Source organism: Pedobacter foliorum, from assembly GCF_013266735.1.
Lineage (GTDB): Bacteria > Bacteroidota > Bacteroidia > Sphingobacteriales > Sphingobacteriaceae > Pedobacter > Pedobacter foliorum.
In genome coordinates this window covers 1-16,410 of record NZ_JABSNU010000015.1, presented here as the reverse complement: position 1 = coordinate 16,410, position 16,410 = coordinate 1, and the positions used below count along the sequence as shown (strand labels likewise).

Sequence of the window (16,410 nt, the reverse complement as noted above, 5' to 3'; positions counted from 1 at the left end):
TCAACATGACAAGGCGTGTAATCCATTAAACTTACGGGTACAACAAGTACTTTTTGCGCATTGTTTTGTAATTACTCAATCCAGGCTCCCAACTAGCTCTTATTTCTTCTTCAGATTTACCGGCAATAATTTGACCTCTGAAACTAGAAACTCCAATAAGTCTCTCAATGGTGCCCATTTGATTACTCAATTTAGAATTAAAGAAATCTGCCTTATTTGGCGAAGCCTTATACAATTCAATAATCCATCCCAGGTTAATCTGTTTGGTTTTCCTAAACTCATCTACATCATAATCTCTAAGGTCTAAACCATAACAAACCTGATTCATAAATAATGGAGATTCAGACATTCCTTTAATGCTTTTTGGAGTAAATGAAAAATTGTACTTGCCCTTTAAAAAAGGAGAACCAACAATTGTAAACGGAAATAGAGTACCACGACCATGATTTAAATAAGTACCCTCAAACAAGCAGGTAGTTGGATATAGTAAAATAGATTGTGCGGTATTTAAGTTTGGCGATGGTTTTACGGGAAGCTCATAAGGCGTGTCGTGAGTATAATTAGCTACTTTAATCACCTTAATTTTGCATTTCAGCTTATTATCCAACCAACCCTCACCGTTTAGCATTTGTGCGTATTCGCCAACAGTTAGCCCATGTACAACAGGAATAGGTTTTAAACCTATACCCGATTTGTGTTGAGGTTCCAATATCGGGCCATCTATATAAAACCCATTAGGATTCGGTCTATCCAAAATCAATACCTCTTTTTTATTAGCGGCACAGGCTTCCATTACATGTTGTAGTGTATTGATGTAAGTATAAAAACGAACGCCAACATCCTGGATGTCAAATATCATAACATCAATGTCTGCTAAATCCGCAGTAGTAGGGGCCGAATGTTTACCATATAGTGAAACCACTTTGATACCTGTTTTTGTATCGATTTCATCATTAACACTAGTACCATTGCTGGCATTACCTCTAAAGCCATGTTCTGGGCCAAATATCTTTACTACCTTTACACCAAGCGCAAGTAAGCTGTCAACTGTTGTTTCTTTTCCAATAATAGAGGTTGGGTTTACAACCATCCCTACGCGTTTCCCTTTCAAATAAGGTACATATAATTCTGTTTGCTCAGCACCGGTACGTAATTCTTCTGTTTTAGGTTTATCTATGTTTTCGGCCTTTACCTTGTATGGATTTGGCACAGCAGGATTAAATGCAATTTTGGTAGATGATCCACAGGCCTGAAGAGAAACAGCTAATAGCGCGGAACTTAAAATATGTATAACGTATGACTTCATTTGGTAACCTTTTTTAATATGCCTTAGTGATGTTTTGTAGATAAAAGAGACAAGAAGTCTACATGGATAAAGTTAACATTTTAAGCGCATTTTCAGGTTATTTGATCAATCTAAAACTATGGGGAATTTATAAATAATTTATTATTTTAGAGACTAACCAAATAATGAAGACAATGGGGATATTTGAAGTATTTATCATAATCATTTCGCTTGTGATGTTATATCAAGGCTATAGACTTGGTGAAAAACGAAGTGTTGGAGGGATTGGTGGGGTATTAATTGTTTTACTATTTAGTGTGTTTGGGTTAGCATTTGTATATTTTTCACCGAATAAGAATGATCCCGATCAAGTTGAAAATGCCAAAAATTTCCGAGAGGCTCTTGTTTTTATTGGGTTGCTAATCCTGTTTTTAGTTTTATTTGTAATAGTGGTTTATAATGTTCAGCACTAAAGTATTGGGTCAGGTATAATTTATTTTCGTTATCTTGCTAATAATTAGATGCAACTGTATGGGTGTCATTTTTGAAATACTTTTCGTTATCTTCCAAGTCGTTGCTGGTAGTAGCAATAAGGAATCAAAAGCAGATAAGTATTTTGCTGTGGGATTCTTTGTGGTATTGTTATTAGTTGTTGTTCTGATTTTGAGGTATAATCCTGAACCTCAGGATACTAGTGTTGATGGGTTTCATTTTTTCTAACACTTTAAGAATTTATGTATTTGGATACTGTTTTATTCACCAGGTAGATTAATGAAATAAAAATTGCATTTTTACAACCAATTTATTGCAAGAGGTTGAATACAGAATATTTCATAGCAGGGCGTATAGCCATAAAATCTGAGCGCACATTCTCAAAACTAATAGTTCGTATTGCTATAGCAGGAGTAATGCTCAGTCTTGCCGTAATGATGCTTTCTGTTGCAATAATTAAAGGATTTAAAACCGAGATACAGGAAAAAGTAAGAGGGTATATTGGTGACGTTAGGATCTTTAAGTTCGATCTTAACAACTCATTTGAGCTCTCACCTTTTGTTCCCGAACCAGAAACCATAGCCAAACTTAAAAGTAACCCTGAGGTCGAATATTTTCAGCCTTATGCCACAAAACCAGCCATCATTTCGGCTAACGATGAAGTTGAAGGGATAAACTTTAAAGGTATCGACAAAACCTTTAACTGGGATTACATACGCAAACACCTGGTAAGTGGTACAGTACTAAATTTCGCTGATAGCACTAAAGCCATGCAGCAGATTATGATCTCTCAATTCACTGCCAACCGTTTAAAGCTAAAAACTGGCGATGATTTCATCATGCACTTTGTACAAGATCCTCCACGTAAACGCAAGTTTAAAATAGTAGGTATTTATAACATCGGAGTTGAAGAGATAGACAAGGGCTTTGTTATTGGCGATCTTAACCTGATACGTCGTTTAAACAACTGGAAACCTAATGAAATAGGAGGGATAGAGATCAGAATTAAAAACTTCTCAAAGCTTAGAACTGTTTCAACAAACATCTATACAGAGTTAGAAACAAAGTTGAAATCCGAATCCGTACAAGAGTATTTCCCGGCAATTTTCACCTGGCTATCCCTTTTAGATGTAAACACAAAGATTATCCTTGCACTAATGATGGTGGTAGGAGTAATCAATATGATTACCGCTTTACTAATCATGATACTAGAACGTACCAATATGATTGGTATGCTTAAAACTTTCGGTATGACCGATTTCAGTGTTATGAAGATTTTCCTTTACAATGCGCTCTACCTGGTAGGAATTGGTGTTGTGCTAGGCAATGTTTTAGGTCTGGGTTTAGCTTTTCTGCAAACCCACACCCATATCTTTAAGTTAGATCAAACGTCTTATTACCTGGCGTATGTACCAATTGAAATAAAATTTATAGATGTGTTAATATTAAACATCTGTACCATTGTAATCTGTTTTGTGGTACTCATTCTGCCATCATTGTTGGTAAGCAGAATAAGTCCGTTAAAAGCAATCAGGTTTAAGTAGAAGCTAAGCTAGTTTTATAGGGCTGCCTGTCCATGAAGTCTCATTGGCCAATTTCTCCCCTTTCATCACTATTGAAAGCGGTTCTAGTTTTACATCATCACCAATTTCACTGTCATATAGAATAATTGACCGTGCGCCAATTGAACATCTGGCCCCAATTTTAACTGAACCCACTTTCATTACACGATCTTCAAACAAGTGGGTCTGAGGCCCGCAATCTTCATTAAGCGCGGTATCATCTCCAATACTAACCATGTCATGTTCAGTAATATCCGTGGTGTTTAGCCATACCCTTTTACCAAATTTAGCGCCGAATAAGCTTAAAACCATTGGTAAAAAAGGAGTACCTTTCATAAACTCAAGAAAGAAAGGAACTGCAAGCGCTTCATAAGTAGTAGTATTTGCTTCACTTCTCCAAACCTTATGTGTCCACATCGGATTTTGCTCTTTTTTGAATTTTCCAACAGTCACCCATTTAAGCAACAAAGTAACAAGCAATGCCGGAGCACCCATATAAAAAAGATAATAGAATGGCAGTTTAGGCATTTCTTTAAGTATCTGAACCAGATCGCGATCCTTAACCAGATCATGACAATAAGCAACAAACAAAACGCTGCAACAAATGATCACCGTTTCAGGTAATATAATACGGATTCCTTCAATAATATACCTGGAAATTTTTCTCCCTAACGAAGGGTTGGTAGTTAGCGATGCCGGATAATTGCCACTATCCTGTCTTTTTGGAAGAGAAATGGCAGGCGAGCCGAACCAGTCTTTAGCAGCAGTAGGATCATTCATTTGATCCGCAGTAGGTGGTGTAGATAAAACACCTATCAACATATCATCTCCAAGTCGATAACCCTGAGGGATTAAAGCGCTGTTACCTACAAAGCTTCTATTGCCAATATGTGTGGTATCTAAAATTAGCTGCTGACCACGTACATCTTCCTCGCCCAGCGTAACTGCATCAGCAATAAAAGATTCATCACCAATCTCAAGCATAGTATGGGTTACGTTACTGGCTGTCGAAATCTCTGTGTTTTTGCCAATCTTAGCCCCAAGTAGTCTAAAAAATGCCGAGACATAAACCGAGGCAAACAAAGGATGTAAAACAATAAGCGATGTAGAAATAAGCTGATCAGAAAGCCATTTACGTACATAGATAGCACCATGAACAGGGTAAGTGCCCGGTTTTATATTGCGAAGTAAAAGTCTTGACAATACAATAGTTTCCAACGCATAAATTATAATATACAGAAGGGTAAGTAAAGGGATATGGATGAAATAACTGAAATTATAGTCAGGCGAATTTGTATCCATATAATTCAATATTTCAATAATCGGTATCAGCGGTGCTAAAATAACCACAGGAAAAATGATCAAAAGAAAAGTGTAAAGTAAGCCAAACGACTTGCTCTTTAACCGCGAAACTTTTAGTGGTTGAGGCAATTCTTCAGGCAATTTCTTATCAACCAGTTCAGCCGGACTTCCTTTCCAAACCTCGCCAACGTTGATGGTTTGTCCACCCTGTAAATGACTCAAGTCCTGAAGTTCTCCCCATGCTTTAACAATAGCTCCGCCTGATATTACAGAACCACTACCGATATAGGCATGATCTTCAATTTTAATCTTTCTCAGTTTAAGTAAGCCATCCTCAACCCATACATTGTTTAAAACAACACCCGAACTGATGCTCACATCACTTCCTACCTCTAAAAGGTCTTCTGCGCCAACAGTTATTGAACTTATTTGTGCATCAGGAGCCATTTTCATCCCCATTAACCTAAGGTAAAAAGGATATAACGGTGTGCCGTTCATAAACTGTAAAGGAACCAGGCGCTGCATGCTTTGAACCACCCAATACCTAAAATAGTAGCCTCCCCATAAAGGATGATCACCTTCTTTCATTCTACCAAGCAAAAGCCACTTGGCAACAATGCTTAACAATGAAAATGCAGGCGCAATAAAACAGAACAAAATAAGGGCTGTAATTATTGCATATATCGTATCACCTTTGTCGGTATCGCTTTTAGCAACCTCATAGTAATATCCAAGGTATGGCACAAAAATCTGCGCAGCAAACAATCCATAGATAACCAGCAACGAGAAACCCTGTGCAATACCACATATCCAGTATTTTATTGAAGAGATTTTGCGAAACGGAGCCCGTTCTTTATGGACATTCTTCTCTGCTTTTTCCTCTGCCAGTTCCCATGTTTTTATCAGATTTTTAATGGGTCTGTTTGTATAAATATCCTTTAAAGAAGCCTGCTTAATACCACCTTCCTTTCTTAACCAGGATGAAAAAGAAGCCGCAAGCAACGAATGCCCGCCCAGGTCCATAAAGAAATCTGCATCTTCAGTAATTTCCCTGCCCGGAAACAAGTGCTTTAAGCCTGCCATTATTCGTGTAGATAATGGGTCACTTAGGTTCACCTCAATTTGCTCTTCCTCCTTCATCTCCATCAGCACTTGCGGTACAGGAAGCTCTTTCCTGTTTATTTTGCCACTTGGCAGGCGAGGCATTTTATCCAGCACCATAATAGCCAGTGGAACCATATACGGAGGGAGTACTTTGGCAAGCTCCATTCTGGATGATTGCTCATCAAAACTATCACCCTGCTTTAGTGTAACGTACCCAACAAGTTGATCCTGTCCAGTTGCATCTTTCTTTAAAGCTACTGCTGCTGCAGATACCTGTGTTAAGCTGTTTAATTTTACCTCAATCTCTCCAAGTTCAATGCGATAGCCTCTTAATTTTACCTGATCATCCAGGCGGCCACGAAAATCAACATTGCCATTGGCATGCATTATTACTGCATCACCCGTTAAATAAATCCTGTCGCCAGGTATTTCTGTTAGCGTATCAGGCTTATTCAGAAATTTTTCAGCAGTAAGATCGGGTCTGTTTAAATAGCCATTGCAAACACCCGGCCCCGAAATAATAAGCTGACCCTGTTCTCCAAAAGGAACAACCTCATAATTATCATTTACTACGGCCAGATTATAATTAGGCAATGGATTTCCAATTGTTATCGGATCTCCGGGCCTTAATGCAATTATTGTAGCCGTTACAGTTGTTTCAGTAGGGCCATAACTATTAAAAAAAGCATTGTATCCGGGCTTGCTCCACCTGTTTAACACTTGTGTGGTACAAGCTTCACCTCCGGCATTTATTAATCGAATGGTAGGAATATCATCATCAATAACCGCTAAAAGACTGGGGACCGCATGAAACACGGTAATCTTTTCTCTTCTCAGAATCTCACTTAGTTCATCAATAGATTTAGCAGTTGTAGCATCGGCCGACCATAGAGTAGCACCTACAGAAAAGCTAATCCATGTTTCTTCGCACCACATGTCAAAAGAAACCGAAAAGCCTTGATATACAATGTCATCAGCAACAATGTTCAATACACTTTGTTCGGATCTGATAAAGTGGCAAATTTGTCTGTGACTAATTGGAATTCCCTTTGGTTTACCTGTACTACCCGAAGTGTAAAGTACATAGGCAATATCGTCAGGCAGGGCAACAATAGGGAATTGAATATGTTGTTGATCTTCTTTAAATGATGGAATTGAGAACACCGGACAATGGATTTCTTCTAGTGAATCACTAAAACAAGCCGAAGCACTAGCCTCCTCCATTACAATATGAACCCTTTCGGCAGGCATTTCTCTATCTAAAGGAACATAGGCGGCTCCAGACTTTGCAATACCAAGTATGGCTGCATGTAAATCAAGACTCCTTGGCCACCATAAACCAACACAGTGGCCATGGCCAATTCCTTTCGATTGTAAATAAGCTGCAATAGAATCACTCCACTGGTCTAGTTGGCTATAAGTTAATGACTGCTCATTAAAAATTATAGCAGTTTTACTACTAAAGCTTAGTACCGAGGATCTAAAAATCTCTCCAATAGTTTCTTCTTTAAGAAACTCCACATGCTTACTCCCTAGACTAATGCTCTTTAAACTCATTAAGATTGTAAAATTTAGATATACCTAAATAACCAAAAAAAAGTGGTAAAAAGTAGTTTGTTTACTGCCAACCCTGCCTTTTTTTCAATTCCGTAATATGAGCAAGATGATGACGGCAATGCCAATCATACAAACCTGTATTTTCGTTGATCTTTATACTTCTGCCATGTTCAGGATGTATAAAATCTCTTTCTAATTCTTCTGTGGTAAGGGAATTTAGTAAGAACACCCACCGCTGATGAAGCCCCTCTAATAGCTTTAAACTAGATTCAACTGGCATCATCCTGCTGTCAGCAAGTTCCGCCCATCTTTCTTCATAGTAAGCTTTAATAACCGGGCTATCCTCGGTTAAGGCCCATTTAAGTCTGATCTGACTATTCATATGGCTGTCTGCACAATGATGAACCACCTGTCTAATCGTCCAGCCTCCTAAACGGTAAGGAGTGTCCAGCTGTGTATCAGTTAAATGAGCAACCTCTTTCCTTAACGCCTCCGGAAACGAAGCAATAGTGGCAACATACCCATCCAATAAGGCTTTGGTAATCAGATCAGGTTTATTGAATTGTCCAATAGGGTAGCGTAATTTCTCTAATTCAGTTGTAGTCATATTAGCGCTTTTTTATATTATTCACTATTACCTGTAAACTTAACAAATCTGTCCACAGCTTTATTAACAACATCTGATTTTGCTTTGCTTAACTCTCTAAACGGATAAGTCTCAACAATTACAGATTTACCTTTTATAGTCCTTTTCCACGTGCCCTCAATAATGCCATCAACAATAATCATCCTGTCGAACACCGGATTATTCCTTTTAAATTCGTTGGTTATCTTTATTGGATTAAATATCGCAGTGCGATCAATGTATCCCATGCCATACTCATCGTAATCAGGCATTAGAAAGCTCTTTTGTGTCTTCTTAGTAGAGGGAGCACCAAAAGAAGCTACCATATCCAATGTTTCGCGAGATAGCCAATATTCATTACCCTCAAATGATTCCTGAGTAAATACAGTCGCATCCAACATAGAAGCACACCTTTTTGCATCTGTAATTATTAACCCCGACCAAACCGAGAAATCCTTAAGTGTAGCCGGCCCTCTACTTGTAAAATACCGAGTAGCCAATAATAGAAGGGCTTCATCTTTATCAATTGATGTATCACCAGAAGCCCTTTCATCAAACAAAGCATAAGTAAATTGTTTGCCATCGCGCTTACCACTACAAACCACACAATCCATTTCTGCATTCATCATTACCTGACCCATTTGTCTGCCATTTAAACTGATTCCATTGTGTAGCAACAACTCATTTAAAGCAACGCGAGTAAGGTGATGGCCACCCGCTAAAGCCTTACCAATTATGTCGTTACACTTTTTGTAAATCGTGCTGTTCAACTCAAGTTCCCTGTCGTAATAAGCCATAGCTTTACGAATCCTTGGCGCAGTTAGTTCAATCAGCCATCTAATATCTTCGGGAGTAACAAAGTGCCATGTTGGGCGCAATAGGTGAGTTCTTAATATTAAACCATCATTAAAAGCTTTCTCTACATCGGCATCAGTTACACCGTTTAAACGTAACCCAATTGCCCATTTAGACATTGCGTATTCCTGTGCTTGCATAGCCACCATGCAGCTTACAATTTCCTGAGGAGTACTAAATGAGGTTTGAGCAATCTGCTGATTAAAGAGCCTGTAATTAATAATATCAGAAACAGTCATAGGCGCGCTAGTTCTCGCAGACCAATAAATTAGACTGCCCTAAACGCTGACAACCTCTGCTTGCAGGTACCGCAACCATACCAACAGGCAGGTAATTTACCGAAGCAATAGTTTTAGGTACATAAATTACCACTTCAGTTCTGGTATAAGAATGAGGAAGATATTTTATGTAATAACCATCAGGATGCAAGCCCCATATTCCACGAGGAAAATCTGTATTTGGAACAGCATTTCCTGCAAGCATAGCCAATTGTTCTATCTGATCATACGATGAATTGGCCTGATAAAGCAAACCTCTCATCTTGTTCTCAATTTCTACAATGGTTTTGGCTGGCTCTGGCAGGTTGTTCGTTATTTTTAGCATTGCTTCGCTTGATAAATAATCCATTATACTACTGCTTAAGGCCGACAAGTCGTTTTTGTTAAGCAATTTGGCAGCTGCCAATTGAAGATCAGGGGACAGCTTACTGAAGTTAGTTTTCGCTATTATTGCCCATAAAAGCAACTGAACCTTATGTTGATCAATATCAGGGTGTTGTTCCCAGTTTGCGATAAGTGTTCTGGCAATCGTTTCTTTCGGGCCAGCAAGTGGTGCAAACAAATATCCATCACCATTACCAGGGCCATGAGTTCCGGCCTTTAAGCAAAAGCTTTTAAAAGTTCCGGTATAAAAACCAGGTTTTAAAGTAAAACCCAGTGCAGAGGTATAATTGGAAGTTAAATCGCAAAGTTTCTTTTTAACTGAGTCTGCACCAAAATCTACAGGCATTGTTTCAGTCTTGTTGCAGTCGTCAAAGTTCGTAGTTATCGGATCACTCTGAAGTAACTTAAGTTGTTTGTTATTAAGCATACTACCTGCAGCGTTATTTAATGCTTCTTTTAATTTTCCGAATTGTGCATTGGCATTAACACAATAAACCAGCAACAATAAGATGAGGATAGGAGAGGTCTTTTTCATAGGGCTTTAATTTAAAACAGATGGTAAATCTGCTAACAAATTTACTATAGTTTTTGAATAGAAGGTTGTTTTTTTAAAACAAGATTCTGCTAGTCAATTAAATATGGTATTGCCCAATTTACCCAAACATATCCTTTGCATAATCAGCCAGAAGCCAGTTAAAAACTTCCGGCTGATCTATATGAACCAAATGACTTGCACCGGGTAATTTAAAAATCAAACCCTTCCATAAATTTAACGATGCATCATCCAAATAATCTGGATCAACAATCAATTCATCTTTACCAAAAACAAGCAGAACAGGTTTGTGAATAGACTTAACCAACGCAATCTCATCACTATATTGCTGTTTACCAATGCTATCAGCCAGGGTAGATCTTAAAGGAACCTTGACCCTGTAGTAATCCGATATAAAATCATTCACATCATCTTCTTCTGTCGACAGCATTACCTGAGATGCATATTGACTAACTTCATTTAAAGAGGATTGTGCTGAAAATACCACATGTACATTGGTATTAGGCATTACAAAGCTATTTACAGTATAAGCCCCTCCAAGGATACAACTACCCCCTAAAACAATCCCGGCAGGATGTAAATCAAAAGCCAGTGCTTCGGCCAAAATATTAGTCCCAAGTGAAATACCCGCTAGTATATAAGGCTTATCACCTGCAAGTTCTTTAATTGCATTGGCCATAATTAAGCCGAAACTTGCCAGATTATAATCTTGCTCCTCATTAGAGGAAGCTCCCGAATCGCCATGAGCAGGTAAATCAATAGCAATCAACCTGTAAGCATTTAATAGGTCACTAGATAGTTGTTTTTTCCACGAAAGAGAGGAAACAGAATTACCATGAATAAAGAAAATAGTTTCTTTGGCATCGCTGTTTACCTCAAAATACACGAGTTCAATTCTATTTATGGTTATTGTCTTTTTCTCCATGGCATTAAATATTAGGTCGATAAGTACTATTTATCAGGGTTCACCTTTCATTAAAAATTTAATCAATGCTGCGGGACTTTTTAACTGCAGTTTCTGCATTACGTTTTTTCGATGAGTCTCTATCGTGAAAATACTTAAGAATAGCTTTTCGGCCATTTGATGATTACTAAGCCCATCTTTAATAAGCTCTACAATTTCAATTTCTCGCTTGGTAAGGTTAAAAGGCCTTAAAAAGGCGTCAGAATTATTAAAAGTATTTTCGGCCCTAGGCAGGCGATAAGGGAAACAAGTTTTGCCACTCATAACCAGCGAGATGGTCTTCATTAATTCACTTTTATTACTGTTTTTTAGTAGGTAGCCATTAGCCCCATATTGCTTTGCCCTTTCAATCAGATGATCCTCATGATAAGTTGAGAGCATAATTACTTTTATTGCCGAAAAAGTCTGTTTAATCTGGTGAACAGCATCTAAACCATTCATCAGCGGCATGTTAATATCCAATAACACCAAGTCTGGCTGTTGCTGGATAATTAAACTTATCAATTCCTTCCCATTATTGGCTATAGCAATAACCTCAATACCAGGTTCTTCCCTCAATAGCAATTGTAAACCATTAATGAACAAAGTATGATCATCGGCAATAATTATTTTAGTTGTTTCCATTTTCCTGTATGTAAGGTATTTGGATTATGATGGTTGTCCCTTCAGGCCCCGTATCAATGTTAATTTTCCCATTCAGATAATCTGCTCTAGTGCGGATGCTTTTTATGCCAATGCCGTCCTTGCACTTTGCAAGATCAAAACCATGGCCATCATCCTCAACTATAATTTCCAGATGGGTATCATTATAAATCAATTGTAAGTCGGCCTCCGTTGCGGCTGCATGTTTAGTAATGTTATTGGCCAACTCCAAAACAATACGATAAATCATCAATTCCTGCTGTTTACTGAAATGATTGTTAGCTCCGGAACAATAGAAATTGTAATGAGTTTTTTCATCAGTATTGAGGCGCAAAAAATACCTTTCCAACAATTCGGGAAGTGTAGTGTTTTCAAATTCAGGGGGCATCAAATTATGCGCTATATTTCTGGCACTTTTGCTTGTCGTATCAACCAGATAATTTAATAAAACTACCTTCTCGTCTTGCTGATCCAACCTTTGCAAAGCCATTTTCATAGCGGCAAGATTACCTCCAAGCTCATCGTGCAAATCGCGAGCTATCCGTTGCTGTTCAGATTGCTGACTCTGCAATAATCGTTGTCCCGAATTAAATTGCTCATTTGCTAACGAAATAGAAAGTTCATAATGATTGGTTTTATAATAATTAAAACTGTAGATCAATGCAAAAGAAAGGATCACTATCTCGACACCAAACCCCACCAGCAAATAGTTAAAAGGAACAAAGTTGTGTATGGTAATGTTTAACGATTGAAGTATATAAAGCGTAGAAGCCAAAACAACACTTATTATTGCAAAACCATACAAGTATGCCGGTTTAAACTTATCCATTACCCTCCTGAAAATGCAATAAATAGAAAGCAGCCAGCCAGCCGTAACACAAAGCAAACCGTAATAATAGATGCCAACTCTCATAGTGATATCTCTACCAAAAACATAACCAAGGGGGATAAGGATAAATAGTGAGGCAATAGCCAACGTACATATCCGTGCAAGTGTAAAAAGCTTTGGGTGACTTGTTTTTAATTGCAAAAAGGAGCTCATAAACAACATCATAAAAAACACAATCCCAACCGCATAAATACTTGATGCAATGCTTGCCCAGGCTGGCCAATCGGGGTAAAGCCATTCGTAGTCAAGATCCCCATCTGCTAAAAAGAATAGACAACAGCAAAACACATATAGGCTATGATACAGATAAACATAATCCTTACTCCAAAGGAAACTTACAATACTAAAAAGGGAAACAAACATCATTAAGCCAAAGAAAAACGCGTACTGAAAGTATGCTGAAAACTCTGTCTGTTGCCGAAATGATCTTTTTACCAATCGTACCGGAGCATTTAAACCATCACCCCGTTTATCTAGCCTAAAAAGAATAGTTGCCTGCTCACCGGCCTTTAATACAACAGGAAAGTAATAGTGCCTGTCCTTAATCAATCGCGTAAAAAAGCCATATTGCTTACCCGTAATATGCTTTTTTAAAACCTTGCCATCGGGCAACGATACCAGGTAATACTCAACATGATAAATACCTGAATTAGCAATCCCAGCTTCCAGTTCAACATTAGTACCGGATGCTTTAATAGGAATTGCAAGCCAGTAAACGTTTTTAACCAATGGCCTATAAAACTCATTGTCGGGGGTAGGAGTGGCAGTAAACTTACCCGCTTTAAAATTTTTAATAGTTTCATTAACCGTTAATGCTTTCTGATTTTCCATCATCGAAAACACCCAGCCGTTTAAGTCATAACTATTTTGCTCGTCTAATATTAATTGGGCATAGCTTGTTTGTGCCGACAATAGCCAGAATATCATTAAAAACAATCTAAAACGAAGCTTTGCCATTAATTAAAGTTAAGTGTTTTTAAAGAGTAGATATATACCAATTTGTTTGTATTTAATTGTTGGTTAAAATACAAACTGGTGGGTATTGTTTGGTAGTCAGCAGCTTAGGAAATTTGGTTATCTTAAACTATACACTCCATGAAAACTAAAGGCAAACCCACCTGGCTTAGTTATATGCAGACAACTAAGAGCGAGTTTCGCGAATGTGAAAAATACGAGCCCACCGATTTTAAAGGGTTTATTAATGCCAATTCCATTGTACACTCTTGTTTTAGTCATAGTATTCCGATGATCTATTTATTGGATTATAGGAGCTGTCTTTATACCAATGTATCGGGTTGTTTTGCAGGGTATAAACCAGATTGCTTTCTAAAAGAAGGGCTCAACCATACTTTAAATATTTACCAAAAGGAACATTTGCACCTTTTTAACAATCAAATATTCCCCGACAGATTAGAGATCTTAAAAGGCATTCCTGCAGAGGAGCATTCCAACTATATTTTTTCTCATAATCTTTGTATTCGAAATATCAATGGAGGCTATGATCACTTTTTGCAACGCAACTGCTTCATGTCCGACAAAGCCGGTAATCCTTTAGTTAGTATGGGGGTTATTTTAAATATAAACCATTACCATTATGATAACTCTGTTGTTCAAACCGTAAATAAAATAGACAAAGAAGGACAAATTGAAGAAGGTGCTTTTTATAAAAAGGTCTATTATTTACATGAAGAGGACAGGATGTTTTCTAAACGCGAAAGGGAAGTGCTATTATGGATGGCTGATGGATTAAGCAGTAAAATGATTGCGGATAAACTCTTTGTTAGTGAACATACTATTATTAACCATCGTAGAAATATGCAGGATAAAACCCATATGCCCAATGCAATTGCACTGGTTAGTTTTGCTATAAAAAGTGGGGTTATTTAATCCTGAACTTGCCATCCGTCATCCTGAATTTATTTCAGGACCCCTCAAGAACAAAGAAACCTTGCTAGTGCGAGGTCCTGAAATAAATTCAGGATGACGGTGGAAACCCAATTAATCATGCGGTTTCTGCAAAGCGGGCGATAGCATTTGATCCCGAACTTTAGCCACAATCGCATCAAAGTTTATTGATTCCGAAACCAGATCAGTATCATAAGCCACCCTTCCCTGACCTTCTGCAATAAACACTGATCCCCCATGCTGATTATCAATGTTTAAAATTCCCATATTTAAATTCTTAATGGTGTTGCCTTCCTTTACACCTGATAATAAAATTGCAAAGTAGGCATAGCTGCTACCGTAAGTAGACTTCACTTTGCCATACACCGTAAAATTATTTCCTGATCCGGAAATCGCAGTTGTAACACTGGTGTCGGCCTGGTTTAAAAGATGCTTGCCAACTAGTTTTATCCCAAAATCTGTAGTACTTTGATCAAAGAATTTAACATATCCATCTGTAAAACTCATTCCTGGCACATCACCCACAATATTACTTTCCTTTAATTTAAAAGGTTTAGCAATATATGCCCCCTGAATATCTGGAGGTGTTGTGCCTTTGTTAATATCTAAACCTAATTTGGTCAAAGTGTCAACATACTTCTGCGGAAGAATATCGGAGATTTTTTTAGTTAAAATTTCCTCTGGTGTTGGGTCTATATCTTTGGTTTTTTTACAAGATACAAGCGAGCCAAAAATGACGATGCAGAATGCGATTAGTAAATTTTTCATGATTTATGCTGTTTTAGTTTATAGTTAGAACGATGCTACAATTCCGCCCTGATATGTTTTAAACTCCTGTGCAATTACCGTTAGGCCAAAGCCTTTGAATATGAAATAATCTAAGCCCAAACGCCAGGTAAAGTCGAAATGTGTTACCGTTTTACTCTCACCTGTGCCGAGATAAGAGCCATCAAATTGTGCACTGCTACCTCCGTAACCAGCATTAGCAAATACAAATAAGCCCTTATCCTGAGCCTCATAATTGCCTGTTAATCTATTTATAGGGGCATAAAGACTCAGGTAAATAAGTCCGGATTGCGAATTTTTAATGTAATCTTCTTTAGGGAAATGGTACTGGAATCCAACACCCAAATTCATGAGGTTCTTAACGATCCTAAATTCCCCATCAAAGCCCAAACTAAGTGGAGACTGTAGACCCGCATATAAACGGGTTGGCTTGTAGTTAACTCTTTCATCGCCATTGTTAATAACAGTATCGGCTTTAACAAATGGCGCATTAGAAGTCATATTCTGTGCATTTGAAAGAAATGCATTAAGCATCAGTATCATTGATAGATACAGGCTTTTTTGTAGTAGAGCTTTCATGGGTTTATAATTTAGTTTTACGTTTAAAGTTTTAGTAAAACTATGGTTAAGTAAAGCGGTAAAAAATGGCGACTTCTTGTCATTTTTTACCGCTATTCTCATGAAAACAGTGTGAAATGCTCTTTTAGGCAGCAGAGTGACAGGTTGTTGTTGTTGTATCTAATACGAAACTGTCGCTTTTTGTCTATAAGTACATGAGGATTTTTATAGGATAGTCGCTAAAAATAATTTAGAAATCACTGAGAAATCATTACAAAACAGCTAGGTTGCTTTATGTTTGGTTTATGGTTGCGTTATGGTTGATATATGCTAGGGGTAATTCAATCATAACGCAACCATAAACCAACCATAAGGCAAGCATAGTTTAACCCAATAATTTCCTAGTGATTTCTTAGCGATTTTCTAGTTGTTTTCTAGTGTGTCCTATACTGAGATTAGTTTACAGTAAAAAAGCTAATACTGATTAGTGTTTACTTTTGTTTTTGATTTTACTGACTGTAGCTTACAATGATAATTTTGCTTAATCGATCGTCATCCTGAATTTATTTCACTGTTGTCCGGTTAAAATCTAAACACACCATTAAATCATTTAAATTAAGCTAAAAACAGTGTTTTTTTTGTCTTTTGAAAAAGCAAGCCCTCTGTTTT

General features: G+C 37.6%; 13 protein-coding genes. 3 read left to right on the top strand and 10 right to left on the bottom strand.

Features of this window, described 5'->3' with window-relative positions:
* Positions 1-31 precede the first annotated feature (31 nt).
* On the bottom strand, positions 32-1,306 hold the full coding sequence (locus tag HQN83_RS21560; protein WP_173093248.1) for an exo-beta-N-acetylmuramidase NamZ family protein: 1,275 nt from the start codon (positions 1,304-1,306) through the stop codon (positions 32-34).
* A 164-nt stretch (positions 1,307-1,470) separates the two neighbouring features.
* On the opposite strand from HQN83_RS21560, the gene HQN83_RS21555 reads away from it, so the two are divergent.
* Together HQN83_RS21555 and HQN83_RS21550 are read left to right on the top strand one after the other, a co-directional pair.
* Positions 1,471-1,758 (top strand): hypothetical protein, encoded by a 288-nt coding sequence (locus HQN83_RS21555; RefSeq protein ID WP_173093246.1) that lies wholly within the window; start codon positions 1,471-1,473, stop codon positions 1,756-1,758.
* Between the two features lie 342 nt (positions 1,759-2,100).
* Positions 2,101-3,321 carry an ABC transporter permease gene (locus HQN83_RS21550; protein WP_173093244.1) on the top strand — a complete coding sequence of 407 codons (1,221 nt, stop codon included), beginning with the start codon at positions 2,101-2,103 and terminating at the stop codon, positions 3,319-3,321.
* Positions 3,322-3,324: 3 nt separating this feature from the next.
* Here the strand turns inward: HQN83_RS21550 and HQN83_RS21545 are convergent, their stop codons facing one another.
* The 7 genes from HQN83_RS21545 to HQN83_RS21515 all read right to left on the bottom strand — a co-directional run bounded on the left by HQN83_RS21545 (position 3,325) and on the right by HQN83_RS21515 (position 13,449).
* Positions 3,325-7,302 (bottom strand): Pls/PosA family non-ribosomal peptide synthetase, encoded by a 3,978-nt coding sequence (locus HQN83_RS21545; protein ID WP_173093242.1) that lies wholly within the window; start codon positions 7,300-7,302, stop codon positions 3,325-3,327.
* Between the two features lie 61 nt (positions 7,303-7,363).
* Positions 7,364-7,909 (bottom strand): YfiT family bacillithiol transferase, encoded by a 546-nt coding sequence (locus HQN83_RS21540; RefSeq protein WP_173093240.1) that lies wholly within the window; start codon positions 7,907-7,909, stop codon positions 7,364-7,366.
* Positions 7,910-7,926: 17 nt separating this feature from the next.
* The gene (locus HQN83_RS21535; protein WP_173093238.1) at positions 7,927-9,021 is read right to left on the bottom strand and encodes a winged helix DNA-binding domain-containing protein; all 1,095 of its coding nucleotides are present in this window, start codon (positions 9,019-9,021) and stop codon (positions 7,927-7,929) included.
* A 7-nt stretch (positions 9,022-9,028) separates the two neighbouring features.
* Positions 9,029-9,979, bottom strand: coding sequence for a hypothetical protein (locus HQN83_RS21530; RefSeq protein WP_173093236.1), 951 nt, complete (start codon positions 9,977-9,979; stop codon positions 9,029-9,031).
* 118 nt (positions 9,980-10,097) lie between these two features.
* Entirely contained in the window at positions 10,098-10,922 is an 825-nt protein-coding gene (locus HQN83_RS21525; protein WP_173093234.1) for an alpha/beta fold hydrolase, read from the bottom strand.
* 33 nt (positions 10,923-10,955) lie between these two features.
* The gene (locus tag HQN83_RS21520) at positions 10,956-11,585 is read right to left on the bottom strand and encodes a response regulator (protein ID WP_173093232.1); all 630 of its coding nucleotides are present in this window, start codon (positions 11,583-11,585) and stop codon (positions 10,956-10,958) included.
* Positions 11,572-13,449, bottom strand: coding sequence for a sensor histidine kinase (locus HQN83_RS21515; RefSeq protein WP_173093230.1), 1,878 nt, complete (start codon positions 13,447-13,449; stop codon positions 11,572-11,574). The genes HQN83_RS21520 and HQN83_RS21515 overlap by 14 nt, the downstream gene beginning before the upstream one ends.
* A 138-nt stretch (positions 13,450-13,587) precedes the next feature.
* On the opposite strand from HQN83_RS21515, the gene HQN83_RS25460 reads away from it, so the two are divergent.
* Complete coding sequence (locus tag HQN83_RS25460) at positions 13,588-14,379, top strand: response regulator transcription factor (protein WP_173093228.1); 792 nt, start codon at positions 13,588-13,590, stop codon at positions 14,377-14,379.
* A 111-nt stretch (positions 14,380-14,490) separates the two neighbouring features.
* On the opposite strand, the gene HQN83_RS21505 is transcribed toward HQN83_RS25460, so the two are convergent.
* Together HQN83_RS21505 and HQN83_RS21500 are read right to left on the bottom strand one after the other, a co-directional pair.
* A complete protein-coding gene (locus HQN83_RS21505; protein ID WP_173093226.1) occupies positions 14,491-15,165 on the bottom strand; it encodes a hypothetical protein in 675 nt (224 codons plus the stop codon).
* Between the two features lie 24 nt (positions 15,166-15,189).
* Positions 15,190-15,762, bottom strand: coding sequence for a hypothetical protein (locus tag HQN83_RS21500; protein ID WP_173093224.1), 573 nt, complete (start codon positions 15,760-15,762; stop codon positions 15,190-15,192).
* Between the last annotated feature and the right edge of the window lie 648 nt (positions 15,763-16,410).

What these genes read in the sequence shown, in the direction of transcription:
- HQN83_RS21560 (WP_173093248.1), bottom strand. Translation starts at nt 1,306, where the DNA reads ATGAAGTCATACGTTATACATATTTTAAGTTCCGCGCTATTAGCTGTT.
- HQN83_RS21555 (WP_173093246.1), top strand. Translation starts at nt 1,471, where the DNA reads ATGAAGACAATGGGGATATTTGAAGTATTTATCATAATCATTTCGCTT.
- HQN83_RS21545 (WP_173093242.1), bottom strand. Translation starts at nt 7,302, where the DNA reads ATGAGTTTAAAGAGCATTAGTCTAGGGAGTAAGCATGTGGAGTTTCTT.
- HQN83_RS21540 (WP_173093240.1), bottom strand. Translation starts at nt 7,909, where the DNA reads ATGACTACAACTGAATTAGAGAAATTACGCTACCCTATTGGACAATTC.
- HQN83_RS21535 (WP_173093238.1), bottom strand. Translation starts at nt 9,021, where the DNA reads ATGACTGTTTCTGATATTATTAATTACAGGCTCTTTAATCAGCAGATT.
- HQN83_RS21530 (WP_173093236.1), bottom strand. Translation starts at nt 9,979, where the DNA reads ATGAAAAAGACCTCTCCTATCCTCATCTTATTGTTGCTGGTTTATTGT.
- HQN83_RS21525 (WP_173093234.1), bottom strand. Translation starts at nt 10,922, where the DNA reads ATGGAGAAAAAGACAATAACCATAAATAGAATTGAACTCGTGTATTTT.
- HQN83_RS21520 (WP_173093232.1), bottom strand. Translation starts at nt 11,585, where the DNA reads ATGGAAACAACTAAAATAATTATTGCCGATGATCATACTTTGTTCATT.
- HQN83_RS21515 (WP_173093230.1), bottom strand. Translation starts at nt 13,449, where the DNA reads ATGGCAAAGCTTCGTTTTAGATTGTTTTTAATGATATTCTGGCTATTG.
- HQN83_RS25460 (WP_173093228.1), top strand. Translation starts at nt 13,588, where the DNA reads ATGAAAACTAAAGGCAAACCCACCTGGCTTAGTTATATGCAGACAACT.
- HQN83_RS21505 (WP_173093226.1), bottom strand. Translation starts at nt 15,165, where the DNA reads ATGAAAAATTTACTAATCGCATTCTGCATCGTCATTTTTGGCTCGCTT.
- HQN83_RS21500 (WP_173093224.1), bottom strand. Translation starts at nt 15,762, where the DNA reads ATGAAAGCTCTACTACAAAAAAGCCTGTATCTATCAATGATACTGATG.